This window comes from Mycobacterium innocens, assembly GCF_900566055.1.
In the GTDB taxonomy this organism is placed as follows: Bacteria; Actinomycetota; Actinomycetes; order Mycobacteriales; family Mycobacteriaceae; genus Mycobacterium; species Mycobacterium innocens.
In genome coordinates this window covers 1-23,839 of sequence record NZ_UPHQ01000237.1, presented here as the reverse complement: position 1 = coordinate 23,839, position 23,839 = coordinate 1, and the positions used below count along the sequence as shown (strand labels likewise).

Below are 23,839 nucleotides of genomic sequence, written 5' to 3'. Positions count from 1 at the left end.
CGGCGAACCCGATGAAGAGAATACTATTCTCGCAAATCGCGAAGGAGGATTTCATGTCGTCGGGCGCGCTGTCGTATCCGTTGTTCGATGCGGACAATCATCTCTACGAGACCGAGGAATCGCTCACCAAATTCCTGCCCAAGCAGTACCAAGGCGCGATCCAGTACGTCGAGGTGAAGGGGCGGACCAAGATCGCGATACGCGGCCAGATCAGCGACTACATCCCCAATCCCACCTTCGAGGTGGTCGCCAGGCCGGGGGCGATGGAGGAGTATTTCAGGGTGGGTAACCCGGAGGGCAAGAGCCGCCGGGAGATCTTCGGCGAGCCGATGCGGTCGATTCCGGCCTTTCGCGAACCCGGCCCGCGGCTGGAGCTGATGAACGAGTTGGGCGTCGACCGCAGTTTGATGTTCCCGACATTGGCCAGCCTGGTCGAAGAACGCATGCGCGACGACCCGCTGCTCATCCATGTGGTCGTGCACGCGCTGAACCAGTGGCTGGACGAAGTGTGGGGCTTCAACTACCAGAACCGCATCTTCACCGTGCCGGTGATCAGCCTGCCGATCGTGGAGAAGGCGATCGACGAGCTGGACTGGGTGGTGCGACGCGGCGCCCGGGTGGTTTTGGTACGGCCGGCCCCGGTTCCTGGGTACCGCGGCCCAAGGTCGTTCGCGCTGCCGGAGTTCGACCCGTTCTGGCAGCGCTGCGTCGAGCACGACGTGCTGGTGGCCATGCACTCCTCGGACAGCGGCTACGCCCGCTATACCGCGGAGTGGGACGGCGGCGACAAAGAGATGCTGCCCTTCCAGACCAATGCATTCGCGATGCTCAACGAGTGGCGCCCGGTGCAGGATGCGGTGGCGTCGTGGGTGATTCACGGTGCGTTGTACCGCTTCCCGCAACTCAAGGTCGCGGTCATCGAAGCCGGGTCGAAGTGGTTGTTCCCGCTGCTGGAACAGCTGGCCGACGTCTACAAGAAGACACCGGAAAGCTTCCCCGGCGGCGACCCGGTCGAAGAGATCAAGAACCGCATCCACATCAGTCCGTTCTACGAGGACGGGATCCGGGACCTCGTCGACCTGATCGGCGTGGACCATGTCCTGTACGGCTCGGACTACCCGCATCCGGAAGGGCTCGCGGCACCGCGGCATTACGCCGATGCGCTGCAGTACCTCAGCGTCGACGATCAGGCAAAGATCATGGGCGGCAACCTGTCTCGGCTCGTGTCGGTATGACGCAATCGGCGCCGCGGCGCCGGGGCGAACCACCATGGGAAACCATCCCCGAGATGGTCGGCAGCGCAGCGGACCGGTTCGGCGACGCCGAAGCCGTCGTCGACGGACCGCTGCGGCTCACGTTCACCGAGCTGACCGATCGGGTGCGCCGGGCCGCAGGTGCCTTCGCCGCGACCGGAGTCGACAAAGGTGATCGGGTTGCGATCTGGGCGCCCAATTCGGCGGAATGGATCATCGCCGCGTTCGGGCTGCTGACCGCTGGCGGCGTGCTGGTTCCGGTCAACACGCGCTTCAAGGCAGCCGAGGCGGCCGACATCATCGGACGCAGCGGTGCCAAGGCCGTGCTCGTCGAGAAGGGCTTTCTGGGAATGGATTTCGCTGTCCCGAACCCCGTCCCGGTGATCGACGTCAAATCGGGCTTCCTCGACAGCGGCAAGCCCTTCGAGCGCGCGGTCAGTGGCTCAGACGTCGCCGACATCATCTACACCTCGGGAACCACCGGGCGGCCCAAGGGCGTGATGATGGACCATGCGCAAACGTTGCGGCACTACGCCGAATGGTGCGATCGCGCCGACCTGCGCCAGGGCGACCGCTATCTGATCGTCAACCCGTTCTTTCATATTTTCGGGTACAAGGCCGGTTGCATCGCGTCGCTGATCCGGGGCGCCACGATCGTTGCGGTACCGGTATTCGACCTCGGCCGGGTGCTGGAATTGATTGAGCGAGAACGGATTACGATGCTTCCGGGACCGCCGACACTGTATTATTCGCTACTCGGCGCCCAGGGTGAGCGGGATTTGTCGTCGCTGCGCGCGGGGGTGACGGGCGCTGCCGACATTCCGGTGGAGCTGATCCGGCGGGTGCGCACCGAGCTGCCTTTCCAGACCCTCATGACCGGTTACGGCCTGACCGAGGCGGGCACCGTGACGCTGTCCCGGCCCGAGGATTCGTTCGAGGACATCGCGACCACCGCCGGTGTTCCCTGCGACGGGATCGAGGTCGGCATCGCCGACGACGGCGAGATCCTGGTGCGCGGGTACAACGTGATGAAGGGCTATCTCGACGACCCGGTCGCCACCGCTGAGGCCATCGACGACCAGGGCTGGCTGCACACCGGGGATCTTGGCAGCCTGGACGAGACCGGCCGGCTGCGCGTCGTCGGCCGCAAGAAGGACATGTTCATCGTGGGCGGATTCAACGCCTATCCCGCTGAGATCGAAGGCTTCCTGATCGAGCACGAGGCGGTCGCTCAGGCCGCCGTGATCGGTGTTTGCGACGACCGGCTCGGGCAGGTGGGCAAGGCGTTCGTCGTTCGCAAAGGTGTTGTCAGCGCTGACGAATTGATCAGCTGGTGCCGGGAGCGCATGGCGGGGTTCAAGGTGCCGCGCTCGGTGCAGTTTGTCGACGCGCTTCCGCTCAATGCCACCGGCAAGGTGGTCAAAGACCGGCTGCGTTGAGCCCGGCATCGACGGCGAGCCGCGTCGCCGGGTTTCGGCGAGGCTGCGAGCCCGGGCAATGTGCTCAATATGAGAATGCTATTTCCGCTGAATGTAGGATTGTTTGGCCGTGGCTGCGGCGTGACCTCGGGGTGGAAGGTGATGACTTGGCTCTCCAAGAACCGGCGATGCCGAGGAGCCGGCGCCAGCACCTGGCCGGTGACCGCAACGTCGGCCCGGGTGCTCGCGTGATGTCGGCTTTGCCTAGTAGGGTTGCGCAACAGCGACATCTGGCCACTGGCGGACCAGGGGTAGAGGAGATCCGCGTTGAGTTACCCGAGCAGTCGCCCCGTCGGGCCGGTGAATCATGAGCGCCGGCAGCAACCACAACGCCGCTGACACGAGATCGGTTCTGGTGAGCGACGACGAAAACGCAAGCACCGCAGCTGAATTGCGGGCATTGGCCGAACAGGCCGAGGCTGAGGCCGCCGAAGCCGAAGCGCTGGCCGCCGCCGCCCGCGCCCGCGCCCGCGCAATTCAGTTGCGCCGTCGGGCCGAAATCGCCGAAGGCCCGGAAGACACCCCGGTCACCGAAGAGGATCCGGTCACCGAAGAAGTCGACGCGGAGGTGTCCAAGGGTGAGCCGGACGATTCCGAGCCCACCGTGGTATCCGAAACCGTCGAGGCCGAGCGTGGTTTGGACGTCGGGGGAGAGGACAGCGACGTCGCGGTGTCCGCCGATGCCGATGAGGGGCCGGCGCGGCGCCGGCACAGGCTGCGGCTCACCCGGTCCGCGGTTGCCGCTGCGCTGGCCGTCATTGTCATTCTGGCCGCGCTGTCGGGCAGCCTGTACATGGTTGTGCAGCATCGCGATGCCACCCGCCACCGTGAGCGAGTGGCTGAGTTCGCCGCAGCCGCGCGACAGGGCGTCGTGACGTTGACATCGCTGGACTTCACCAACGCCAAGCAGGGCGTGCAGCGCATCCTCGACAACTCCACCGGGACGTTCCGCGACGATATGGCAAAGGTGGCAGACGATTTCATCAAGGTGGTCGAACAGTCGAAGGTGGTCGAGCAGGGCACCGTCCAGGCGGTCGCCGTCGACGTGGACACCATGACCGACGACTCGGCGGTGGTGCTGGTCGCCTCGACGTCCGAAGTCACCAATGCCGCCGGAGCCAAGCAGGATCCGCGCAAGTTCCGGTTGATCGTGACCATCACCCGCGACGGTGATCAGCTCAAGATGTCGAAAGTCGAGTTCGTGCCATGACCGCAGAGAAAACGTCTCTCGAGGAGACTGCGGAGGCCGACGCGGCCTTGCCAAGCGACGACGACCGGCCCGCACGGCCGAAGCGCCGCGCCGGCTGGGTGAGCAAGCTGTCGTCGGGCAAGGTGATCGCTGCCCTGATGGCGTTACTGGTGGCGGCCTCGCTGGCGCTGCTGGCAGGACTGTATTTCTTCTCCTACCGACCGGATCGGGAAGTCGATGACCAGGCCGCCAAGTCGGCGGTCGCGGCGGCTACCGATGGCACCATCGCCATCCTGTCGTACTCTCCGGATACCCTGGAGCGCGACTTCTCTTCCGCGAGGTCACATTTGACCGGCGACTTCTTGTCGTATTACGACCAGTTCACCCAACAGATCGTCGCACCGGCCGCCAGGCAGAAGTCGGTCAAGACGAGCGCGGTGGTGCTTCGCGCCGCCGTATCCGAATTGCATCCGGACTCGGCCGTCGTGCTGGTGTTCGTCAACCAAAGCACCCAGAGTGCCGACCGCCCGGAGCCGACGTTGACGTCCAGCAGCGTCATGGTCAAGCTGACCAAAGCCGACGGGAAGTGGCTCATCTCATCGTTCGATCCGGTGTAGATCGGGGGCAGGTCCGGTGCGGGAGCCTCCGCTGGTGACGGGAATACGACCATGACCAACGACATCCATTCGATGGTGATCGCGTCCGACTACCGGGTCCCGGATCCGAGCCGAGTGTGGCCGTTGTTGCAGCGCAAGAAGTCGGCGCTGGCCGCTATCGGAGCCCACCACGTTCTGGTCTATACCTCGACCCGCGACTACGGCCGCGTCCTGGTGATGATCGGCGTGCACAGCCGCGAACCGATCGTGGAGCTGCTGCGCTCCCGGGTCTTCTTCGAATGGTTCGACGCGGCGGGCGTCGCGGACATCCCGGCGGTCTTCGCCGGCGAGATCGTGGACAGGTTCATTGCCGAGGCTCCGGCCGCAGGGGCCGCCGGCCGGGCACCGGGGGTCGTGGTTGCGGGAATCGCGTCGGTGGACGACGTGTCGACACTGACTGCCGAGGTAGGCCTTGCGATGGCGCGGTTCACCGCCGCCGGCATCCGAAAGACATGGGTTTTCCAGGCCTTCGACGACGAGCGCGAGGTCCTGATTCTGCAGGAATTCCCGGACGAAGAGCGCGCCCTGGTGTGGATCGACCATCCCGATGCCGCGGCCCAATGGATGAGCCGCGCTGGAGTGGGCGCCTACCCACCGCTGTTCGTCGGCCGGCTTTCGGAGATGATGCGGATCGAGACGGATTGAGCGGATCGCTCGATGTACGTCTGCCTGTGTAACGGCGTCACCAGCCAGATGGTGGCCGAGACCGTTGCTGCCGGCGCCTCGACCACCAAGGATGTCGCCCAAGCCTGCGGAGCGGGCGCCGACTGCGGACGTTGCCGGCACACCATTCGCGCGATCCTTGGTTCCTTGGCGGCGGAGCGGACACCGCACCGGTCCTGAGTCAGCGGCGCGCGGTGCCGTCCGCCGACGTGGGTGCGACGAGATCGCCGAGCAGGTGCGGGATTTCGAGCCGCGGCAGCACCGCCTCGACGAGCACCAAGCGGTCCCGGTGCGCCGCGGCCGCGGTGAGCGCGTCGTCGAGTTCGCCGTACGTCTGCGCCCGGAACGCCAGGTGATCGGTCACTCCCAGCGCGCTGGGGATGGCGGTCCAACTCCAGTCGACGATGTCGTTGTAGGGGGCCGTCTCGCCGTGTATCGCCCGCTCGATGGTGTAGCCGTCGTTGTTGACCACCACGATGACCGGGGCCAAGCCCTCGCGGGAAAAGTTGCCGATCTCCTGGACGGTCAGTTGAGCGGCCCCGTCGCCGATCAACAGCACCGTCCTGCGGTCACGGTGGGCCACCGCGGCCCCGAGCGCCGCCGGTAGTGTGTAACCGATTGAGCCCCAAAGGGGTTGGCCGATGAAGGTGACGCCGTGCGGCAACCGGTGGTCCGCCATGCCGTAGAACGAGGTGCCCTGCTCGGCCAGCACCACGTTGCCGGGGGTGAGCGCGTCGTTGACCCGGTCCCACAGCATCCGTTGGGTCAGCGGGTCCTCGCGCCTCGGTGCCGGCGCCGGCCGGTGGTCATCCGGCGCCGGCACGGGGGGTGAGCTTATCCCGCGGCGGGTCAGGATCTCGGCCAGCGCGCGCAGGGCGGCGCTCATCTCGAGCGGGGCGAACACCCGGCCGGCCACGGTGCTTTGGTACTGGCCGATGTCGATGGTGCGCGCCGGGTCGATCCGCTGGCTGAAGAACCCGCTGACCATGTCGGTGAACACCACCCCGGCCGTTACCAGCACCGGCGCCTGCTCGATCGCCTTACGTACCCGCTCCGCGCTGGCGGCTCCGGCATAGATGCCCAGAAAGTTGGGAGAGCTCTCGTCGAGCAGACTCTTTCCCCACATCAGCGTGGCATGCGGCACCACGTCGGTGGACAGCAACGCCTCCAGCTCGCCGACCGCCCGCAATCGATGGACCAGCAGGTCGGCGAGCACGGTGAGTTGGTGCTCGCCGATCAGTGCGGCGGCAGCTTCGGTGAACAGCGACAGCGCGCGCGGGCTGGTGCCGCCACCGTAGCGGGGCAGCGGGGCGCCGGGCGCTTCGGTGGGGAAGCGGGCCACGTCGGTGGACAGCAGTAGGTATCCGGGCCGCTTCTGCTCCCGCACCTCACACAGCACCCGGTCGATCTCCCGGCATGCCGTTGCCGGCATGAGATTGGCTTGCGCGCAGGTGATTTCGCGGCTGATCCGAAGGAAGTGTTCGAAGTCGCCGTCGCCGAGCGAATGGTGCAGCGCTCGCCGGGTGCCCTGGGCGTCTTTGGAGGGGCCGCCGACGATGTGGACCACCGGCACATGCTCGGCGTAGCTGCCTGCGATCGCATTGGCCGCCGACAGTTCTCCGACACCGAATGTCGTTACCACAGCTGACATTCCGCGCAACCGCCCGTAGCCGTCGGCGGCGTAGCCGGCGTTGAGCTCGTTGGCGTTGCCCACCCACCGGATGGCCGGATGGGCCACGATATGGTCGAGGAACTCCAGGTTGTAGTCCCCGGGCACGCCGAAGATTTCGGAAACGCCGAGTTCGGCGAGGCGGTCGAGCAGGTAGTCGCCGACGGTGTACACGGGTTCGTTGAGGCCAGCCGCACGATCGGTCACGAAGACGACGGTACGCCCGGCCGAAATCATTCCGGCAATGACGCGGTCGCGCTATCGTCGGCGCCATGGCAGTCAAGGAATCCCGCGAAGTAGTCATCGAAGCAAGTCCCAAGGAGATCCTCGACGTGGTCGCCGACGTCGAGGCAATGCCCGAGTGGTCCGACATCCATCAGAGCGCAGAAGTGCTCGACCGCGACGAGGATGGCCGGCCGCGGCGCGCCCGGATGAAAGTCAAGACCGCCGGGGTCACGGACGAGATCGTGCTCGCTTACACCTGGCGCGACGACGGCGTCACCTGGACGCAGGAAAGCGGGAAGGCGTCCCGCAACCAGGAAGGGAGCTACACGCTGACCTCGGAAGGCGACAAGACGCGAACGAGGTTCGACCTGGGCCTGGACCCGCTGGTGCCGCTGCCCGGCTTCATGATCAAACGGGTCATGAAAGGGATCATGGAGCTGAATACCGACGGGCTGCGCAAGCGGGTACTCAAGGTCAAGAAGGGCGGCTAGCCACCGTGACCGGCGGGGGGCCCTTGGCCGGGGTGAAGGTCATCGAACTCGGCGGCATCGGACCCGGTCCGCATGCCGGGATGGTGCTGGCCGACCTCGGCGCCGACGTGGTGCGGGTGCGCCGTCCCGGCGGGTTGACCATGCCGTCCGAGGACCGGGATCTGCTGCATCGCGGGAAGCGGATCGTGGACCTGGATGTCAAGGCGCAGCCCGGTGCATTGCTGGCGTTGGCCGCCAAGGCCGATGTGCTGCTGGACTGCTTTCGGCCCGGCACCTGCGAGCGGCTCGGCATCGGTCCCGACGACTGCGCGGCGGTCAATCCGCGACTGATCTTCGCGCGCATCACCGGCTGGGGACAGGACGGGCCGCTGGCTTCGACCGCCGGCCACGACATCAACTACCTGTCGCAGACCGGTGCCTTGTCGGCGCTCGGCTACGCCGACCGGCCGCCGATGCCGCCGCTGAACCTGGTCGCCGACTTCGGCGGCGGCTCCATGCTGGTGCTGCTGGGCGTCGTGGCCGCGCTGTATGAGCGGGAGCGGTCGGGCAAGGGGCAGGTGATCGACGCCGCGATGGTCGACGGGGTCAGCGTGCTGGCCCAGATGATGTGGACCATGAAGGCAATCGGAAGTTTGCGCGACGAACGCGAATCGTTCCTGCTCGACGGCGGCGCCCCGTTCTACCGTTGCTATGAAACCGCCGACGGCAAATTCCTGGCGGTGGGTGCCATCGAGCCGCAGTTCTTCGCGGCGCTGCTGGCCGGGCTCGACCTGACGGCCGACGACGTGCCCAACCAGCTCGACGTCGGCTCGTACCCGCGGATGCGCGACATCTTCGCCGAGCGGTTCGCCGGCCGGACCCGCGACGAGTGGACCGAGGTCTTCGCCGGCACCGACGCGTGTGTGACTCCGGTACTGACCTGGAGCGAAGCGGCCGGCAACGCCCACTTGAGAGCCCGGTCGACGGTGATCAACGTCCACGGTGTGGACCAGGCCGCGCCCGCGCCGCGCTTCTCGCGCACCCCGGCCGGACCGGTCGCGGCACCGCCGGCCGCGACCACACCGATCGACGAAATAAATTGGTAGTCACCTATTGTCCCGAACACGTCCGCGAATAGGGCGGCGTTGCTAGCTTGAGCTTGGTGGCCGTCAAAGCATCGCGGGAGATCATCATCGATGCGCCTCCGGAAGTGGTCATGGAGGCGCTGGCAGATGTGAGCGTGCTGACATCCTGGTCACCGCTGCACAAACGGGTGGAAGTGATCGACTATTACCCGGACGGGCGCCCCCATCATGTGAAAGCCGTGGTCAAAATTCTGGGGCTGGTCGACAAGGAGATCCTGGAATATCACTGGGGCCCGGACTGGATGTGCTGGGATGCCGACCAGACTTTCCAGCAGCATGGCCAGCACATCGAGACCACCGTCAAGCCCGAAGGCGTCGACTCGTCACGGGTGCGGTTCGACATCACCGTCGAACCGGCCGGCCCGATTCCCGGCTTCATCGTCAAGCGGGCCAGCGAACACGTGCTGGATGCCGCGGCGAAGGGGCTGACCGAACTGATCAGCGGCCGCAGCGACCGGGATCATCTGACATAGTTCCGTTCCGCCGCGCCGCAAGCCGGCCCGTGGTTGCTAACTTGGTGGCAGTGGCTGTCCAAGCGTCGAGCGAAATCGTCATTGATGCGCCCCCTGAGGTGATCATGGAGGCGCTCGCCGACATGGACGCGGTGCCGTCGTGGTCTTCGGTGCACAAGCGGGTCGAGGTCGTCGACACCCATCCCGACGGTCGGCCGCACCACGTGAAGGTCACCGTCAAAGTGACCGGCATCGTGGACACCCAACTGCTCGAATACCACTGGGGTCCGGACTGGATGGTCTGGGACGCCCACAAGACCGCTCAGCAGCACGGGCAGCACGGCGAGTACAACCTGCGCCGCGAGGGGGAAGACAAGACCCGGGTGCGGTTCACCCTCACGGTCGAGCCGTCGGCGCCGCTGCCCGAGTTCTGGATCAAGCGGGCGCGCAAGAAGGTCCTGCACGCCGCCCTGGAGGGACTGCGAAATCACATCATGGGCAAGGCCGGATAGCCCCGTCGCGTAGTGTGGCAAGTCGCCTGATCGCCTCGTCGAGGGTGTCCTCGCGTTTGCAGAAGGCGAAGCGCACCAGGTGATTCCACAGGTCGGCGTGCTGTGCCGCGGGGTCGCAGAACGCCGACATCGGGATGGCGGCCACCCCAGCCTTCACCGGCAGCGCCGCGCAGAATGCCGCGCTGTCGTGGTAGCCCAGCGGACGCGGGTCGGCGCACACGAAGTAGGTGCCGTAGCTGTCGTGCACCTCGAAACCGATCTCGGTCAATCCCGAGGCCAGCCGATCGCGTCTGGTCTGCAGGGAACTGCGCAGCGCGGCCACCCAGTCGTCCTCGCTGTTTAGCGCAAGGGCCACCGCCGGCTGAAACGGTGCGCCGCCCACATAGCTCAGATACTGTTTGGCCGCGCGCACCCCGGCGATGAGTTGCGCAGGGCCGCAAGCCCATCCGATCTTCCAGCCGGTGCAGTTGAACATCTTGGCCGCGCTCGAGATCGTGATCGTCCGTCCGGCCATGCCGTCGAAACCGGCCAGCGGCAGGTGATCGTGGCCGTCAAATACCAAGTGTTCGTATACCTCGTCGGTGATCACCAAAAGGTCTGCGGTCACTGCGATCTCCGCGATGGCCGCCAGCTCGGCCCGGCCAAGCACCGCGCCGGTCGGATTGTGCGGTGAGTTGACGATCAACGCCCGGGTGCGTGGCGTCACGGCGCGTCGCAACGCGTCGGCGTCCAGGGCAAAGCCGCGGCCGTCGGCCACCAGCGGCACGGAAACTCGATGCGCGCCGGCCATCGCCACGACCGGCGAGTAGGAGTCGTAGAACGGCTCGATCAGCAGAACCTCCGAGCCGGGCTCGACGAGGCCCAGCACGGACGCGGCAATGGCTTCGGTCGCCCCGACCGTGACCAGCACCTCGGTGTCCGGGTCGTACTCGATACCGAAACGCCGGCGGCGCTGGGCGGCGATGGCCTGCCGCAGGGCCGCGATACCCATCCCCGGCGGATATTGGTTGGCGCCGCCGGCGATGGCGTCTTGTGCGGCCTTGAGCATCGCCGGTGGCCCGTCCTCGTCGGGAAACCCCTGCCCGAGGTTCACCGCGCCTACCCGCGCGGCCAGCGCCGACATCTCGGCGAACACCGTCGTCGCGTAGGGCTGCAGCCGCGACACCGTCATGGCAGACGAGCTTAGGCGCGGCGATGATGCCGAACGGCGGTGCGACCACTGACGGGCAGCGCTTATCACATCTGCCGCATAGGCACTGTTAGATCCATTGACCCCACTGGCCTCATTGGTCCAATTGGCCTCAGGCGGAAGGGGAACGCTCGCTGTGCCCGCCTTTCCGCGACAAATTCCGGGCCCTGGGACCTGGCCGGGGCCAGCAACCCATGTGGCCGGTGCGACAGCTGCGGCGCACAATTTCCACAACTGCGCTGACCTGCAGACTCTTGGCCAACCAACAGGTTGGCCGAGGACCCTGTTAGTGTTCCCCTACTGGACCTAGTCTTGAAGACGGATCTAGCCCCCTTTCCCCCGAACAGGAAATCGACATGCCCGAAGAAGCCTTTATCTACGAGGCCATCCGCACCCCGCGTGGCAAGCAGAAGAACGGATCGTTGCACGAGGTCAAGCCCTTGAGCCTGGTCGTCGGCCTGATCGAGGAGCTGCGCAAGCGCAACCCCGACCTGGACGAGAACCTGATCAGCGACGTCATCCTGGGCTGCGTCTCACCCGTCGGTGACCAGGGTGGTGACATTGCCCGGGCCGCGGTGCTGGCGTCGGGCATGCCGGTCACCTCCGGCGGTGTGCAGCTCAACCGGTTCTGCGCATCGGGCCTCGAGGCCGTCAACACCGCCGCGCAGAAGGTCCGCTCCGGGTGGGACGACCTGGTGCTGGCCGGCGGCGTCGAATCCATGAGCCGCGTTCCGATGGGTTCCGACGGCGGCGCCATGGGCCTGGACCCGGAGACCAACTATGACGTCATGTTCGTTCCGCAGGGCATCGGCGCCGACCTGATCGCCACCATCGAGGGCTTCTCCCGCGAAGACGTCGACCGCTACGCGTTGCGCAGCCAGGAGAGGGCCGCCGCCGCATGGTCGGGTGGCTACTTCGCCAAGTCGGTGGTTCCGGTCCGCGATCAGAACGGCCTGCTGATTCTCGACCACGACGAGCACATGCGGCCCGACACCACCATGGAAGGTCTGGCCAAGCTGAAGCCGGCCTTCGAGGGCTTGGCGGCGATGGGCGGCTTCGACGACGTCGCGCTGCAGAAGTACCACTGGGTGGAGAAGATCAACCACGTCCACACCGGCGGCAACAGCTCCGGGATCGTCGACGGTGCGGCCCTGGTGATGATCGGCAGCGAGAAGGCCGGGCAAGCGCAGGGCCTCACCCCGCGGGCCCGCATCGTGGCCACCGCCACCAGCGGCGCCGACCCGGTGATCATGCTGACCGGGCCCACCCCGGCCACCCTCAAGGTGCTCGACCGGGCCGGGCTGACCGTCGACGACATCGACCTGTTCGAGCTCAACGAGGCGTTCGCGTCGGTGGTGCTGAAATTCCAGAAGGACCTGAACATCCCCGACGAGAAGCTCAACGTCAACGGCGGCGCCATCGCGATGGGCCACCCGCTGGGCGCTACCGGCGCGATGATCCTGGGCACTATGGTCGACGAACTGGAGCGCCGCAATGCCCGACGGGCGCTCGTCACGCTATGTATCGGCGGCGGCATGGGCGTCGCGACGGTTATCGAGAGGGTTTAAAAGTTATGCCCGACAATACAATCCAGTGGGACAAGGATGCCGACGGCATTGTCACGCTGACCATGGACGACCCGTCGGGGTCGGCCAACGTGATGAACGAGGCCTACATCGAGTCGATGGGCAAGGCCGTGGATCGCCTTGTCGCCGAAAAGGATTCGATCACCGGCGTGGTGATCACCAGCGCGAAGAAGACCTTCTTCGCCGGCGGTGATCTCACATCCATGATCAAGGCCGGGCCCGAGGACGCCGGACAATCGTTCGACACTGTCGAGACGGTCAAGAAGCAACTGCGCACCCTGGAGACGCTGGGCAAGCCCGTGGTCGCCGCGATCAACGGCGCCGCCCTTGGCGGCGGACTCGAGATCGCGCTGGCCTGCCACCACCGCATCGCGGCGGACGTCAAGGGCAGCCAGCTCGGCCTGCCCGAGGTGACGCTGGGCCTGCTGCCCGGCGGCGGCGGCGTGACGCGCACGGTGCGGATGTTCGGGATCCAGAACGCGTTCGTCAGCATCCTGTCGCAAGGCACCCGGTTCAAGCCGGCCAAGGCCAAAGAAATCGGACTAGTCGACGAATTGCTGCCCACCGTCGAGGAATTGGTGCCCGCCGCCAAGGCTTGGATCAAGGCCAACCCGGACGCCCACGAGCAGCCGTGGGACAAGAAGGGCTACAAGATTCCCGGCGGCACCCCGTCGTCCCCCGGGTTGGCGTCGATCCTGCCGTCATTCCCCGCGTTGCTGCGCAAGCAGCTCAAGGGTGCGCCGATGCCGGCGCCTAAGGCCATCCTGGCCGCCGCGGTCGAGGGCGCGCAGGTGGACTTCGACACGGCCAGCCGGATCGAGAGCCGGTACTTCGCCTCGCTGGTCACCGGCCAGGTCGCCAAGAACATGATCCAGGCGTTCTTCTTCGACCTGCAGGCCATCAATGCCGGCGGGTCGCGTCCCGACGGGATCGCCAAGACCCCGATCAAGAAGATCGGGGTGCTGGGCGCGGGCATGATGGGCGCGGGTATCGCCTACGTCTCGGCCAAGGCCGGCTATGACGTGGTGCTCAAGGACGTCAGTTTGGAAGCCGCGCAGAAGGGCAAGGGCTACTCCGAAAAGCTGGAGGCCAAGGCGCTGGAGCGGGGTCGCACCACGCAGGAGCGCAGCGATGCCCTGCTGGCGCGCATCACCCCGACGGGCGACCCCGCGGATCTCAAGGGTGTTGACTTTGTCGTCGAGGCCGTCTTCGAGAACCAGGAACTCAAGCACAAGGTGTTCCAGGAGATCGAAGACATCGTCGAGCCCAATGCGGTCCTCGGGTCCAACACCTCCACGTTGCCGATCACCGGTCTGGCGACCGGCGTCAAGCGGCAGGAGGACTTCATCGGGATCCACTTCTTCTCACCGGTCGACAAGATGCCGCTGGTCGAAATCATCAAGGGCGAGAAGACATCTGACGAGGCACTGGCCCGGGTGTTCGACTACACGCTGGCCATCGGCAAGACCCCGATCGTGGTCAACGACAGCCGCGGGTTCTTCACCTCACGGGTCATCGGCACCTTCGTCAACGAGGCGCTGGCGATGCTCGGCGAGGGCGTGGAGCCGGCGTCGATCGAACAGGCCGGCTCGCAGGCCGGGTACCCGGCGCCGCCGCTGCAGCTGTCCGATGAGCTCAACCTGGAGCTGATGCACAAGATCGCCCTCGCCACCCGTAAGGCGGTCGAGGATGCGGGCGGCACCTACGAGCCGCATCCCGCCGAGGCGGTCGTCGAGAAGATGATCGAGCTCGGGCGGTCCGGCCGGCTCAAGGGTGCGGGCTTCTACGAATACGTCGACGGTAAGCGATCCGGCTTGTGGCCGGGGCTGCGGGAGACGTTCAAGTCGGGGACGTCGGCGCCGCCGCTGCAGGACATGATCGACCGGATGCTGTTCGCCGAGGCGCTGGAGACCCGGAAGTGCCTCGACGAGGGGGTGCTGACGTCCACGGCCGACGCCAACATCGGGTCGATCATGGGCATCGGCTACCCGCCGTGGACCGGCGGCAGCGCGCAGTTCATCGTGGGTTACCAGGGGCCGGCCGGGATCGGCAAGGAAGCCTTTGTGGCCCGTGCCAAGGAGTTGGCCGCCAAGTATGGCGACCGTTTCCTGCCGCCCGAGTCTCTGACGTAGTTTCGGCCGCGAGCAGACGTAAAGTCCCCCGAAAACCCCGGTTTCCGGGGGACTTTACGTCTGGTGGCGCTGGGCCGCCGGGGCCCCGCGCCGTCACCGGTCGCCTGGCAGGTCGCAGCCGGAGCGCCAAGCCGACCCGCGCCAAGCCGACCCAGGCCGAGCCCATCCGAGCCAAGCCGACCCGCGCCAAGCCGACCCAGGCCGAGCCGACCCAGGCCGAGCCCATCCGCGCCGAAACATAAGCCGACGCTATCGTTTTCGGCGTGTCGTCGCAGCAGGTTAAGTGTCGCGAGCCGGCTGACTGCGGGTTAGCTCGCTGTACTCCTTGAACCGCATCGAGTCATAGAGTCGCACGCCCTTGGTGTTCAGCTTCGCGACCGCCCGGACGAGCCCGGCGGGCAGTAGTGAGACCAGCTGTGCGCCACGGGTCAACGCCCACACACCCGCGGGGGAACCCGGCACGATGCTCTTGGCCATCGCTCGCGCAAACGTGCGGCTGCGACGTACCGGTTCCGCCATCTACTGCTCGTCGGCCGCGAACCCGCTTGCGTAGTCTCCACCCGACCGGGCCAGTTCGCCGGCCAGTATGTACGCCCCCAGCACCGCGATGACGCCTGGCGCGACGGCAAGGTGACTTTCACCGGCGAGCACTACCGGGTAGACGGCGCCATAGTAGCGCCAAAGCCGTTGCAAGCCAGCGGCATTCCGCTGTGGATTGCCGGCGGCGGGGAAAAGGTGACGCTACGCATCGCGGCGAAGTATGCCCAGTACACCAACTTCACCCCCGAGCCCACCGCATTCGCCCGAAAGTCGGAACTGCTTGCGCAACACTGCCGAGAACTGGGCACCGACTTCGACGCCATCGTTCGCTCGTCCAACTTCACCGCCGTCGTTGGCACCTCGGACACCGATGTCAAGGATCGGTTGCAGCGGGTGCGCGACCGCCTAGTCGGCTATGTGCCTGAGACGCTGGCGGATTCGATGGTCGCGGGCCTTTCGGATGCGGCGACGGGCACGCCGGAACAGGTGATCGAGCAGCTGGCCAAGACCCGCGGCCTCGGGTGTGACTACGCCATTTGCTATTTCCCCGAGGCCGCCTACGACCGTTCGGGCATCGAGCTTTTCGAACGTGAAGTGATTCCGGCGCTGAGTTGATTGCCTGCTGAATGTGCCGGGTGCTGCCGTCAGATGTCGGTCGTCACGTACCTGGTCTTGACGGGAGGCGCGGCGAGCAGCGGCGGAAGCTCCGTCAGCCGGCCTTCGCCGGCGCGAAATCTGCGGTAGGCCTCGTCGTGCTCGACGGTGTCCCAGAGTTCGTAGATGAGCCAGTGGGCTTCGTCGTCTTGATTGACCAGCACGTCGGTACCGAGGTTGCCGTCGAACGCCCGGGTGTCTTGCAATGCCCGGCTCATCACCTCGCGTGCCGCCGGTACCGCTTCGGGCTTGAGCCTGAGTTCAAGTATCACCGTGATAGGCATCGTCGGGTCCTCACATGGGGTTCAGTTTCGCCGGCAGGGGTGATCTGGAGAAGATAGCGAACGGCGGGAGTCCGCCTTCGGGGGCGGGGCAGATCCCACGCCTCACGGATGGCGAGAATGGTATTTCCGCTTTATTTGAATGCTGTTGTACTGTCTGGTAAAGCGTCTTATTCTGCGGCCGACGACAAGGATTGCGCGATGCAGAAGGCACTGGCCCCCGACATCTCGACCTGGCCGAACGACAACCCGCAGCTGATCGGCAGTTGCTGCGGCGACTGTGGTGCCACGACTTTCCCCGTGCAGCAGTGGTGTCCGCGCTGCAGCGGCGCGGACATGACCGAGGTGTTGTTGCCGCGCCGCGGCACCCTCGTGACATGGACCACCCAGGGGTTCCCGCCCGGACCTCCCTATGCCCAATGCCGGGCCGGCCGGCAAGGATTTCGTGCCGTTCGGCGTGGGCCTGGTCCAGCTCGGCCTGGGAGAGGAGGCGGTCGTCAGGGTCGAGGGGCGGCTGACCGAGAATGACCCGGCCAAGCTGCAGTTCGGCCAGGAGGTCGAACTCACCATGGTGCCGCTTTTCGCCGATGACGACGGCAACGAGGTGATGACATTCGCGTTCCGGCCGGTTTCAAAGGACCAGGAAGGACTCTGACGATGAGCAACGACGTGGCGATCATCGGCGTGGGCCTGCATCCGTTCGGCAGGTTCGAGAAGACCGCGATGCAGATGGGCGCCGAGGCCATCCAATCCGCGCTGACCGACGCCGGCGTGGAATGGAAGGATATCCAGTTCGGCTTCGGCGGCAGCCATGAGGTGTCCAACCCCGATGCCGTGACCCGGCTGGTCGGGCTAACCGGCATTCCGTTCACCGACGTGTTCAACGCCTGCGCCACGGCGGCCAGTGCCGTCCAGCAGACCGCCGACACCATCCGGCTGGGGAAATACGACATCGGCATCGCCATCGGCATGGACAAACACCCGCGTGGCGCCTTCACCGACGACCCCGCCAAACTCGCGCTGCCCCAGTGGTATGCACAGAACGGTCAGTTCGTCACCACCAAATTCTTCGGTATGAAAGCCAACAAGTACCTCCACGACCACAACATCTCCCGGGCCACCCTGGCCAAGGTCGCGGCCAAGAACTACCGCAACGGCGCCATGAATCCGAATGCCTTCCGGCGCAAGGCGATTCCCGAGGACGAGATCCTCAACTCGACGGTGCTCAACTATCCGCTGACCCAGTACATGTTCTGTGCGCCCGACGAGGGCGCCGCCGCGGTCATCATGTGCCGCGGCGACATGGCGCACACCTTCACCGACAAACCGGTGTATATCCGGGCATGTGAGATCCGCACCCGTCGCTACGGAGCCTATGAGGTGCACGCCACGTCGGCTCCGCTGGACGAGGACGCCTCACCGACGGTGTACGCGGCGAAAGCCGCCTACGAGGCCGCGGGAATCGGGCCCGACGACGTCGACCTCGCTCAGCTGCAGGACACCGACGCCGGCGCCGAGGTCATCCACATGGCCGAGACCGGCCTGTGCGCCGACGGCGAGCAGGAGAAGCTGGTCGCCGACGGCGCCACCGAGATCCACGGCTCGATCCCGGTCAACACCGACGGCGGGCTGATCGCCAACGGCGAGCCCATCGGCGCGTCGGGGCTACGGCAGGTGCACGAGCTGGTGCGGCAGCTGCGGGGTGCGGCGGGCGAACGTCAGGTGCCCGGCCGGCCGCGCGTCGGCCTGGCGCAGGTGTACGGCGCCCCGGGCACCGCGTCGGCGACCATCCTGTCGACCTAGCGCGAGCAGACGCCAAAGCCCCCGAAAACCGCTGTTTTCGGGGGCTTTGGCGTCTGCTCGCCACAACCTAAATCGCCGGGCCCAACAGGTCGTCGGCATCGCGGATGATGTAGCCGTAGCCCTGCTCGGCCAAGAACCGCTGCCGGTGCGCGGCGTATTCGGCATCGAGACTGTCGCGGGCCACCACCGAGTAAAAGATGGCGCCGCCGCCGTCGGACTTGGGCCGCAGCAGCCGGCCCAACCGCTGCGCCTCTTCCTGACGTGAACCGAAAGTGCCCGAGACCTGAACCGCCACGGAGGCTTCCGGCAAGTCGATGGAGAAGTTGGCCACCTTGGACACCACCAGCGTCGAGATCTCGCCGCGGCGAAAGGCGTCGAACAACGCCTCTCGTTCGCTGGTCTTCGTCGATCCCTGGATAACCGGAGCGTTCAGCTCGGTGCCCAGCTCCTCGAGCTGATCCAGGTAGGCGCCGATCACCAGGGTCTGCTCGCCGGGGTGTTTGTCCAGAATCGACTTGACCACAGCGATTTTGGTGTGCACGGTCGAGCACAGCCGGTAGCGCTCCTCGAGCTCGGCCGTCGCGTACTGCATCCGCTCGTTATCGGTCATCGTCACGCGAACTTCGACGCACTCCGCCGGTGCGATCCAGCCTTGGGCCTCAATGTCTTTCCATGGCGCGTCGTAGCGCTTCGGGCCGATCAGAGAGAACACGTCGCCCTCGCGGCCGTCTTCGCGGATCAACGTGGCGGTCAGCCCCAGTCGCCGCTTGGACTGCAGGTCGGCGGTCATCCGGAACACCGGCGCCGGCAGCAGATGCACCTCGTCATAGATGATCAACCCCCAGTCACGGCTGTCGAAGAGTTCCAGATGCCGGTATTCGCCCTTGGTGCGACGGGTGATCATCTGATACGTCGAAATGGTGACCGGCCGAATTTCCTTGCGCTCTCCGGAGTATTCGCCGATCTCGTCCTCGATCAGTGAGGTGCGGGCGACCAGCTCGCGCTTCCACTGCCGCGCGGCCACGATGTTGGTGACCAGGATCAGCGTCGTGGCCTGAGCTTTGGCCATTGCGGCCGCGCCGACCAGGGTCTTGCCAGCGCCGCACGGCAGAACCACCACCCCGGAGCCGCCGGACCAGAACGAGTCCGTGGCCATCTGCTGGTAATCGCGCAGCTGCCAGCCCTCCTCGTGCAGACTGATCGGATGCGCCTCGCCGTCTACGTATCCGGCGAGATCTTCTGCGGGCCAACCGATCTTGAGCAGCAGCTGCTTGACCCTGCCCCGCTCGCTGGGGTGGACGACGACGGTGTCGTCATCGATCCGGGCACCGAGCATCGGTGCGATCTTCTTGTTGCGCAGCACTTCCTCGAGTACGGCACGGTCCAGGCTGAGCAGGGTCAGGCCGTGTGCGGGGTTCTTGACCAGTTGCAGCCGCCCATAGCGGGCCATGGTGTCGACGATGTCGACCAGCAGCGGCTGCGGCACGGCGTAGCGGGAGAAACTGACCAGCGCATCGACGACCTGCTCGGCATCGTGCCCGGCGGCGCGGGCATTCCACAACGCGAGCGGGGTGATGCGGTAGGTGTGCACATGCTCGGGTGCGCGTTCCAGCTCGGCGAACGGCGCGATGGCGGCGCGTGCGGCACCGGCCAGGTCATGGTCGACTTCGAGCAGCACCGTCTTGTCGGACTGCACGATCAACGGCCCGTCGGTCACAAGTGCGCTCCGCGGCAATCGGGTGGTCGGGTCATGGGTTCCATTATCGGTCGTCGACCGACATCACCGAGGTGATGCGATGGATGGCGAAGTCGCGCAGCTTCCCCGACGACGAGTCGAAGGCCATCAGCTGCCCACCGCGGACGGCGATCGGTGACACCACCCGCTGGGTCGCCACGCCGGCGGCGTCGAGGTAGCCGATCAACACCGTAGCCTCGTCCTTTATCGCGCGCAGCAGTAGCGACATCGCGACGGCCGGGTCGACGCGGATGTTGCCGAACGGCGCCGCTGTCACCTTACGTAACACCGCGACCACCGCGTGCAACGTCTCGCTGCTGGGCCGCGGAGACGGGCGGTAAGGCCGGCGTTGGTTCGGTGCGGGTACGCGGGCGCCGCGCGGGCGGACGTCGACGATCGCGCCTGTGGAATCTTCGGCGGCCGGAGCGAAGCCGGCATTCCGCAAGGCGGCAAGCACCTCGGCGATGGGCGCGGGTGACACCGCCACCGTCGGTGCCAGAGCCCGCAGCTGCAGGTCCCCGGCCGCGGCCACGGCCTGGGCCAACAGTGCGGGGTCCTCGCACCGCACGAACGACGCGGCCATGCCGATTCGGAGTTGCCCGTGACGGCGTGCGACATCGTCGATCAGGTAGGTAAGTCCCTGTGGCACCGGTGTTTTGGAGTGGCCGGCGAAGAACCCGTGCATCCAGTCTCGGGTCTTGCCGACGTCGAGCGCATGCCGGATGGACTGCTCGCTGACCCGGTACACCATTGCCGCGCCAGCCGATTCGACGGTGGCCACCGTGGCCAGCCGATCGGCGAGTTCGCGTTGCAGCGGCCCCGGTACCACGACGGTCAGATCCGCCTGGACCAGGAAGTGGTCGATCGGCTTGGGCAGCGCCCGCGTCATCGCATCGACCACCGCGGCGGGGTCCCCAGCGTCCCGATCACTGTCCAGCAGTGCGCGGCCGGGCGTGCTGATCGCTCCGCGGCCCACCAGGCCCAGCGCGTGGCCTTCGGTCAACAGATCCGCGACCGGCCCCGGCTGCAATCGCCGGCCCCACCGCGGACGACGCCAGATCAGGGCCGCCGAGGCAGTTACCGCGTCGACACCGGCACCGGCAGCCAGCTCGGCGAGCATCCCCAGCAACAGCCGGCGATCCAGCGGCGCCGCCGTCGAGAACAGCGAATCGCTCAAGGCGGCATACGGTTTGCCGTCCGGGCCGCGGCTGCCGAGCAGCGCCGGCCGGCCCGGCAGGTCGAGCCAGCTGCGGGCCAGCAGGTGCCACCGCTCGGCCGGGGACATGTCGGCGAACCGGTCGGCGGCCGGCGTCGGCGCCCAATAGGGGCCTTCGCCGTGGGATGGCAGCGGCTCGGGCAGGCCGCCGGCGATCAGCCCGGCGGCGGCCACCACCTCAAGGATCAGACCCAGACGTGGTTCGTCGATCCCGGTTGCCTTGGCAAGCCGCTTGATTTCGCGCACGCCTAGGCCGCCGGTGCGCAGCTCGGGAACCGGTGTGGCGCTGAGTTTCTGCAACAGGACGTCGATCTCGCGCAGCAGGTCGATGACGGCTCCGGCGGCCGCGGCGTCGACGTCGCGCGGCGCGGCGGTGGACACCACCGGATCGGGCGCGGTCAGCTGCATCGGACCGGGTTCCTCGCCGCGGAGCACCTGCCCGACTTGCCGGGGCAGGATCACCGTCTCAGCATCGACACGCCGCAGCAGCCCAGCGGCCAGCAGCCGGGGCACCGGGCGGTCCGGCAGGGCGCCGGGTGCGGCGTCGCGAGTGCGCCCCATCGGTGATCCTTCGACGAGTTTCTCCAGCACCTCACGCTGGGCCTCGTCGAGCCCGGCGATCAACTCGGCGATCTGCTCGCCGGTGCGCGAGCCGTATTCGAGGGTGACTTGGCCCGGGTGCCACGGCAGCGCCGTGCCGGTGTCGGCGGCGACCCGCACGGCACTGTCGCCCCAGACCAGGGCTCGTTTCTTGAGGTCGGCCAGCGCATCGGTCACGTCGGCTTCGCCGGCGCGGTCGCCGATCAACGACAGCAGCTTGGCGATCGGCACGGGCGCGGTGTCGGCTTGCAGCACCAGCAGGGCGTCCAGCACCGCCAGTCGCAGGAAGTCGAGGTCGTCGGTGGCGGCCTTGACCGACTGCCTGGCCTGGGCGCGCGCGGCCAGTGCGGCGATGCTGCCAGGTGGCGGCTGTGCCAGATCCGGCCGAAACTCCAGCAGCTGGATCAGCCGCTCGTCGGGTAAGTCGGCCAGCCAGGACCCCAGCGGGATCTCCGGGGTGTGTTCGGTCGGGGCTTGCTCAGGCATTGCTGATCAGCGTAGGCCCGACCTGCAACCTTGCGCCGCGGGCGGGAGGAAGACCTGTCAGAATGGATGCCGTGGCTGACAATGCTGACGGCAAGGCGCGCAAAACCAAGTACGTGGACAACGGCTGGCCGACCAGAGACCCGGACGACCATGCGGTAAGCGAACTGGCGACCGACCGCACGGGTGCGTTGTCACCCTTCGGTGAGTTGGCGTTCCCGCTGCCCGCCGACGACCTGCCGTACGTCCACCCGGTGACCGTCGTCAACAGGTAGGACTCCGCCGATGGCCGGAGCGTCCGATTTCCACTCGGGCGGACTGTCGCACCTGGACGAGCGGGGAGCCGCGCACATGGTCGACGTGACCGAGAAGTCGGCCACCCGGCGCACCGCCGTCGCTGCCGGCGCCTTACGAACCTCGACGGAGGTGGTGGCGCTGATCTCCGCCGGCGGTCTGCCTAAAGGCGACGCGCTGGCTACGGCACGGGTGGCGGGCATTATGGCGGCCAAGCGCACCAGCGACCTCGTTCCGCTGTGCCATCAGCTCGCGCTCACCGGTGTCGACGTGGACTTCACCGTCGGCGAGTCCGACGTCGAGATCACCGCAACGGTGCGCAGCACCGATCGAACGGGGGTCGAGATGGAGGCGCTGACCGCGGTGAGCGTCGCTGCTCTTACGCTCTACGACATGATCAAAGCGGTGGACCCGGCGGCCCGGATCGATGACATCCGGGTGCTGCGCAAAGAGGGCGGCCGTAGCGGAAGCTGGCAGCGGTGACCGGCGCGCGGTCTGCCCGGGTGATCATCGCGTCGACCCGCGCATCGTCGGGCGTCTATACCGATGAGTGCGGTCCCATCGTCACCGAATGGCTGGCGCAGCGGGGTTTTTCGCCCGTCGAGTCGGAGGTGGTCGCCGACGGGAATCCGGTCGGCGAGGCGCTGCATAACGCCGTCGAGGCCAGGGTCGATTTGATCATCACGTCCGGCGGCACCGGCATTTCACCGACCGACACCACCCCGGAACAGACGGTGGCGGTGTTGGATTTCGTCATCCCCGGGTTGGCCGACGCGATCCGTCGCTCGGGCCTGCCCAAGGTTCCGACGTCGGTGTTGTCGCGGGGGGTGTGTGGCGTCGCCGGCCAATCGTTGATCGTCAACCTGCCGGGTTCACCCGGCGGGGTTCGCGACGGGCTCGGCGTGCTCGCCGACGTGGTGGATCACGCACTCGATCAACTCGCCGGCCAAGATCACCGGCGATGACGCTGGTCCTGCGCGCCTCGCTCACCGATCAGCCGATCCATCTGGCCGAGCATGAGGATCTGGTGAGCCATCAGGCGGCCGGAGCTGTCGTCGGGTTCGTCGGCGTGGTCCGCAACCACGATGGCGGACGGCACGTGGTGCGGCTGGAGTACTCGGCACACCCGTCGGCTGCCCAGGTTCTTGCCGACGTGGTAGCCGAGGTCGCGGAGAACTCCACCGGGGTGCGTGCGGTGGCGGCCAGTCACCGCATCGGTGTCCTGGCGGTCGGGGAGGCGGCCTTGGTGGCCGCCGTCGCCGCCGATCATCGGCAGGCCGCGTTCGCCACCTGCGCGCAGCTGGTGGACTCCATCAAGGAGCGGCTACCGGTATGGAAGCACCAGTTCTTCGGCGATGGCTCCGAAGAATGGGTGGGCTCGGCCTGAGCCCGTGTCTCAGCCGATGACAGTCGGTTGGGCGAGCGCGTCCAGCGCGTCGTTGCCGCTGACGTTTTGTCCCACGATCGCCTGCCAGAGCTTCTTGGTGTAAGCGACGTTCGAGACCTGGTGGATTTCCACCGGTGCGTTGGCTGCATCGGCAGGCGCTGGCGCGTCGGCCGGGTCGGTCAGCGGCAATCCTGCCTCCAGGACTGCCGGGGTCTCCGGCGCAGCCG

22 protein-coding genes and 4 pseudogenes are annotated in these 23,839 nt (G+C 66.8%); 19 read left to right on the top strand and 7 right to left on the bottom strand.

Going from position 1 to position 23,839, the window contains the following annotated elements:
* Window positions 1–53: 53 nt before the first annotated feature.
* The 6 genes from EET03_RS22660 to EET03_RS22635 all read left to right on the top strand — a co-directional run bounded on the left by EET03_RS22660 (window position 54) and on the right by EET03_RS22635 (window position 5,419).
* The gene (locus EET03_RS22660; RefSeq protein WP_075540823.1) at window positions 54–1,235 is read left to right on the top strand and encodes an amidohydrolase family protein; all 1,182 of its coding nucleotides are present in this window, start codon (window positions 54–56) and stop codon (window positions 1,233–1,235) included.
* Entirely contained in the window at window positions 1,232–2,692 is a 1,461-nt protein-coding gene (locus EET03_RS22655) for a FadD3 family acyl-CoA ligase (protein WP_075540785.1), read from the top strand. The genes EET03_RS22660 and EET03_RS22655 overlap by 4 nt, the downstream gene beginning before the upstream one ends.
* Window positions 2,693–3,038: 346 nt before the next feature.
* A complete protein-coding gene (locus EET03_RS22650; protein WP_075540784.1) occupies window positions 3,039–3,941 on the top strand; it encodes a hypothetical protein in 903 nt (300 codons plus the stop codon).
* Complete coding sequence (locus EET03_RS22645; protein ID WP_075540783.1) at window positions 3,938–4,537, top strand: twin-arginine translocation pathway signal; 600 nt, start codon at window positions 3,938–3,940, stop codon at window positions 4,535–4,537. Before EET03_RS22650 ends, EET03_RS22645 begins: the two co-directional genes overlap by 4 nt.
* Before the next feature lie 51 nt (window positions 4,538–4,588).
* Entirely contained in the window at window positions 4,589–5,221 is a 633-nt protein-coding gene (locus EET03_RS22640) for a fatty-acid--CoA ligase (protein WP_075540782.1), read from the top strand.
* Between the two features lie 12 nt (window positions 5,222–5,233).
* Window positions 5,234–5,419: a (2Fe-2S)-binding protein gene (locus tag EET03_RS22635; protein ID WP_075540781.1), complete on the top strand. Its 186-nt coding sequence runs from the start codon at window positions 5,234–5,236 to the stop codon at window positions 5,417–5,419.
* Between the two features lies 1 nt (window position 5,420).
* Here the strand turns inward: EET03_RS22635 and EET03_RS22630 are convergent, their stop codons facing one another.
* The gene (locus tag EET03_RS22630) at window positions 5,421–7,145 is read right to left on the bottom strand and encodes an alpha-keto acid decarboxylase family protein (RefSeq protein WP_099193747.1); all 1,725 of its coding nucleotides are present in this window, start codon (window positions 7,143–7,145) and stop codon (window positions 5,421–5,423) included.
* A 35-nt stretch (window positions 7,146–7,180) separates the two neighbouring features.
* Between EET03_RS22630 and EET03_RS22625 the strand changes: the two genes are divergently transcribed.
* The 4 genes from EET03_RS22625 to EET03_RS22610 are packed head-to-tail and all read left to right on the top strand — an operon-like array spanning window position 7,181 to window position 9,712.
* On the top strand, window positions 7,181–7,624 hold the full coding sequence (locus tag EET03_RS22625; RefSeq protein ID WP_063472435.1) for an SRPBCC family protein: 444 nt from the start codon (window positions 7,181–7,183) through the stop codon (window positions 7,622–7,624).
* A gap of 5 nt (window positions 7,625–7,629) precedes the next feature.
* Window positions 7,630–8,709 (top strand): CaiB/BaiF CoA transferase family protein, encoded by a 1,080-nt coding sequence (locus EET03_RS22620; protein ID WP_075540780.1) that lies wholly within the window; start codon window positions 7,630–7,632, stop codon window positions 8,707–8,709.
* 56 nt (window positions 8,710–8,765) lie between these two features.
* Entirely contained in the window at window positions 8,766–9,221 is a 456-nt protein-coding gene (locus EET03_RS22615) for an SRPBCC family protein (protein WP_081255090.1), read from the top strand.
* A gap of 50 nt (window positions 9,222–9,271) precedes the next feature.
* A complete protein-coding gene (locus EET03_RS22610) occupies window positions 9,272–9,712 on the top strand; it encodes an SRPBCC family protein (RefSeq protein ID WP_063472489.1) in 441 nt (146 codons plus the stop codon).
* On the opposite strand, the gene EET03_RS22605 is transcribed toward EET03_RS22610, so the two are convergent.
* Window positions 9,693–10,883 carry a pyridoxal phosphate-dependent aminotransferase gene (locus EET03_RS22605; protein WP_075540779.1) on the bottom strand — a complete coding sequence of 397 codons (1,191 nt, stop codon included), beginning with the start codon at window positions 10,881–10,883 and terminating at the stop codon, window positions 9,693–9,695. The two genes, EET03_RS22610 and EET03_RS22605, sit on opposite strands and share 20 nt — an antisense overlap.
* A 374-nt stretch (window positions 10,884–11,257) precedes the next feature.
* Here EET03_RS22605 and EET03_RS22600 point away from each other — a divergent pair, with 374 nt between their 5' ends.
* Together EET03_RS22600 and EET03_RS22595 are read left to right on the top strand one after the other, a co-directional pair.
* Window positions 11,258–12,469 (top strand): acetyl-CoA C-acetyltransferase, encoded by a 1,212-nt coding sequence (locus tag EET03_RS22600; protein ID WP_075540778.1) that lies wholly within the window; start codon window positions 11,258–11,260, stop codon window positions 12,467–12,469.
* A gap of 5 nt (window positions 12,470–12,474) precedes the next feature.
* Entirely contained in the window at window positions 12,475–14,619 is a 2,145-nt protein-coding gene (locus EET03_RS22595; protein WP_099193745.1) for a 3-hydroxyacyl-CoA dehydrogenase NAD-binding domain-containing protein, read from the top strand.
* 279 nt (window positions 14,620–14,898) lie between these two features.
* Here EET03_RS22595 and EET03_RS22590 read toward each other — a convergent pair.
* A pseudogene (locus tag EET03_RS22590) lies at window positions 14,899–15,273 on the bottom strand (FAD-dependent oxidoreductase); the annotation flags it as partial.
* Here EET03_RS22590 and EET03_RS22585 point away from each other — a divergent pair.
* Window positions 15,229–15,774: pseudogene (locus EET03_RS22585) on the top strand (LLM class flavin-dependent oxidoreductase); the annotation flags it as partial. The pseudogenes EET03_RS22590 and EET03_RS22585 overlap by 45 nt on opposite strands.
* Before the next feature lie 29 nt (window positions 15,775–15,803).
* Here the strand turns inward: EET03_RS22585 and EET03_RS22580 are convergent.
* Window positions 15,804–16,097 carry a putative quinol monooxygenase gene (locus EET03_RS22580; RefSeq protein WP_075540775.1) on the bottom strand — a complete coding sequence of 98 codons (294 nt, stop codon included), beginning with the start codon at window positions 16,095–16,097 and terminating at the stop codon, window positions 15,804–15,806.
* A 198-nt stretch (window positions 16,098–16,295) separates the two neighbouring features.
* On the opposite strand from EET03_RS22580, the pseudogene EET03_RS22575 reads away from it, so the two are divergent.
* Together EET03_RS22575 and EET03_RS22570 are read left to right on the top strand one after the other, a co-directional pair.
* Window positions 16,296–16,749 (top strand): annotated as a pseudogene (locus tag EET03_RS22575) (Zn-ribbon domain-containing OB-fold protein).
* A 2-nt stretch (window positions 16,750–16,751) separates the two neighbouring features.
* The gene (locus EET03_RS22570) at window positions 16,752–17,897 is read left to right on the top strand and encodes a thiolase family protein (RefSeq protein WP_075540774.1); all 1,146 of its coding nucleotides are present in this window, start codon (window positions 16,752–16,754) and stop codon (window positions 17,895–17,897) included.
* Between the two features lie 67 nt (window positions 17,898–17,964).
* Here the strand turns inward: EET03_RS22570 and EET03_RS22565 are convergent, their stop codons facing one another.
* Together EET03_RS22565 and EET03_RS22560 are read right to left on the bottom strand one after the other, a co-directional pair.
* Window positions 17,965–19,614, bottom strand: a complete 1,650-nt coding sequence (locus EET03_RS22565; protein WP_075540773.1) for a DNA repair helicase XPB — start codon at window positions 19,612–19,614, stop codon at window positions 17,965–17,967.
* Window positions 19,615–19,657: 43 nt separating this feature from the next.
* A complete protein-coding gene (locus EET03_RS22560; protein ID WP_075540772.1) occupies window positions 19,658–21,934 on the bottom strand; it encodes a helicase-associated domain-containing protein in 2,277 nt (758 codons plus the stop codon).
* Window positions 21,935–22,005: 71 nt separating this feature from the next.
* Between EET03_RS22560 and EET03_RS22555 the strand changes: the two genes are divergently transcribed.
* From EET03_RS22555 to EET03_RS22540, 4 genes are read left to right on the top strand one after another with little or no spacing between them, the layout of a single operon-like run.
* A complete protein-coding gene (locus EET03_RS22555) occupies window positions 22,006–22,206 on the top strand; it encodes a hypothetical protein (protein ID WP_099194258.1) in 201 nt (66 codons plus the stop codon).
* 10 nt (window positions 22,207–22,216) lie between these two features.
* Window positions 22,217–22,708 (top strand): cyclic pyranopterin monophosphate synthase MoaC, encoded by a 492-nt coding sequence (gene moaC / locus EET03_RS22550; protein ID WP_063472424.1) that lies wholly within the window; start codon window positions 22,217–22,219, stop codon window positions 22,706–22,708.
* A complete protein-coding gene (locus tag EET03_RS22545; RefSeq protein WP_063472423.1) occupies window positions 22,705–23,190 on the top strand; it encodes a MogA/MoaB family molybdenum cofactor biosynthesis protein in 486 nt (161 codons plus the stop codon). The genes moaC and EET03_RS22545 overlap by 4 nt, the downstream gene beginning before the upstream one ends.
* The gene (locus tag EET03_RS22540) at window positions 23,187–23,612 is read left to right on the top strand and encodes a molybdenum cofactor biosynthesis protein MoaE (RefSeq protein WP_075540770.1); all 426 of its coding nucleotides are present in this window, start codon (window positions 23,187–23,189) and stop codon (window positions 23,610–23,612) included. The genes EET03_RS22545 and EET03_RS22540 overlap by 4 nt, the downstream gene beginning before the upstream one ends.
* A 9-nt stretch (window positions 23,613–23,621) precedes the next feature.
* Here the strand turns inward: EET03_RS22540 and EET03_RS22535 are convergent.
* Window positions 23,622–23,839 (bottom strand): annotated as a pseudogene (locus EET03_RS22535) (Resuscitation-promoting factor RpfA); the annotation flags it as partial.

Excerpts from the sequence above, each read along its gene's own strand:
- EET03_RS22660 (WP_075540823.1), top strand. The coding sequence starts at position 54 with ATGTCGTCGGGCGCGCTGTCGTATCCGTTGTTCGATGCGGACAATCAT.
- EET03_RS22655 (WP_075540785.1), top strand. The coding sequence starts at position 1,232 with ATGACGCAATCGGCGCCGCGGCGCCGGGGCGAACCACCATGGGAAACC.
- EET03_RS22650 (WP_075540784.1), top strand. The coding sequence starts at position 3,039 with ATGAGCGCCGGCAGCAACCACAACGCCGCTGACACGAGATCGGTTCTG.
- EET03_RS22645 (WP_075540783.1), top strand. The coding sequence starts at position 3,938 with ATGACCGCAGAGAAAACGTCTCTCGAGGAGACTGCGGAGGCCGACGCG.
- EET03_RS22640 (WP_075540782.1), top strand. The coding sequence starts at position 4,589 with ATGACCAACGACATCCATTCGATGGTGATCGCGTCCGACTACCGGGTC.
- EET03_RS22635 (WP_075540781.1), top strand. The coding sequence starts at position 5,234 with ATGTACGTCTGCCTGTGTAACGGCGTCACCAGCCAGATGGTGGCCGAG.
- EET03_RS22630 (WP_099193747.1), bottom strand. The coding sequence starts at position 7,145 with ATGATTTCGGCCGGGCGTACCGTCGTCTTCGTGACCGATCGTGCGGCT.
- EET03_RS22625 (WP_063472435.1), top strand. The coding sequence starts at position 7,181 with ATGGCAGTCAAGGAATCCCGCGAAGTAGTCATCGAAGCAAGTCCCAAG.
- EET03_RS22605 (WP_075540779.1), bottom strand. The coding sequence starts at position 10,883 with ATGACGGTGTCGCGGCTGCAGCCCTACGCGACGACGGTGTTCGCCGAG.
- EET03_RS22600 (WP_075540778.1), top strand. The coding sequence starts at position 11,258 with ATGCCCGAAGAAGCCTTTATCTACGAGGCCATCCGCACCCCGCGTGGC.
- EET03_RS22595 (WP_099193745.1), top strand. The coding sequence starts at position 12,475 with ATGCCCGACAATACAATCCAGTGGGACAAGGATGCCGACGGCATTGTC.
- EET03_RS22580 (WP_075540775.1), bottom strand. The coding sequence starts at position 16,097 with ATGCCTATCACGGTGATACTTGAACTCAGGCTCAAGCCCGAAGCGGTA.
- EET03_RS22570 (WP_075540774.1), top strand. The coding sequence starts at position 16,752 with ATGAGCAACGACGTGGCGATCATCGGCGTGGGCCTGCATCCGTTCGGC.
- EET03_RS22560 (WP_075540772.1), bottom strand. The coding sequence starts at position 21,934 with ATGCCTGAGCAAGCCCCGACCGAACACACCCCGGAGATCCCGCTGGGG.
- moaC (WP_063472424.1), top strand. The coding sequence starts at position 22,217 with ATGGCCGGAGCGTCCGATTTCCACTCGGGCGGACTGTCGCACCTGGAC.
- EET03_RS22540 (WP_075540770.1), top strand. The coding sequence starts at position 23,187 with ATGACGCTGGTCCTGCGCGCCTCGCTCACCGATCAGCCGATCCATCTG.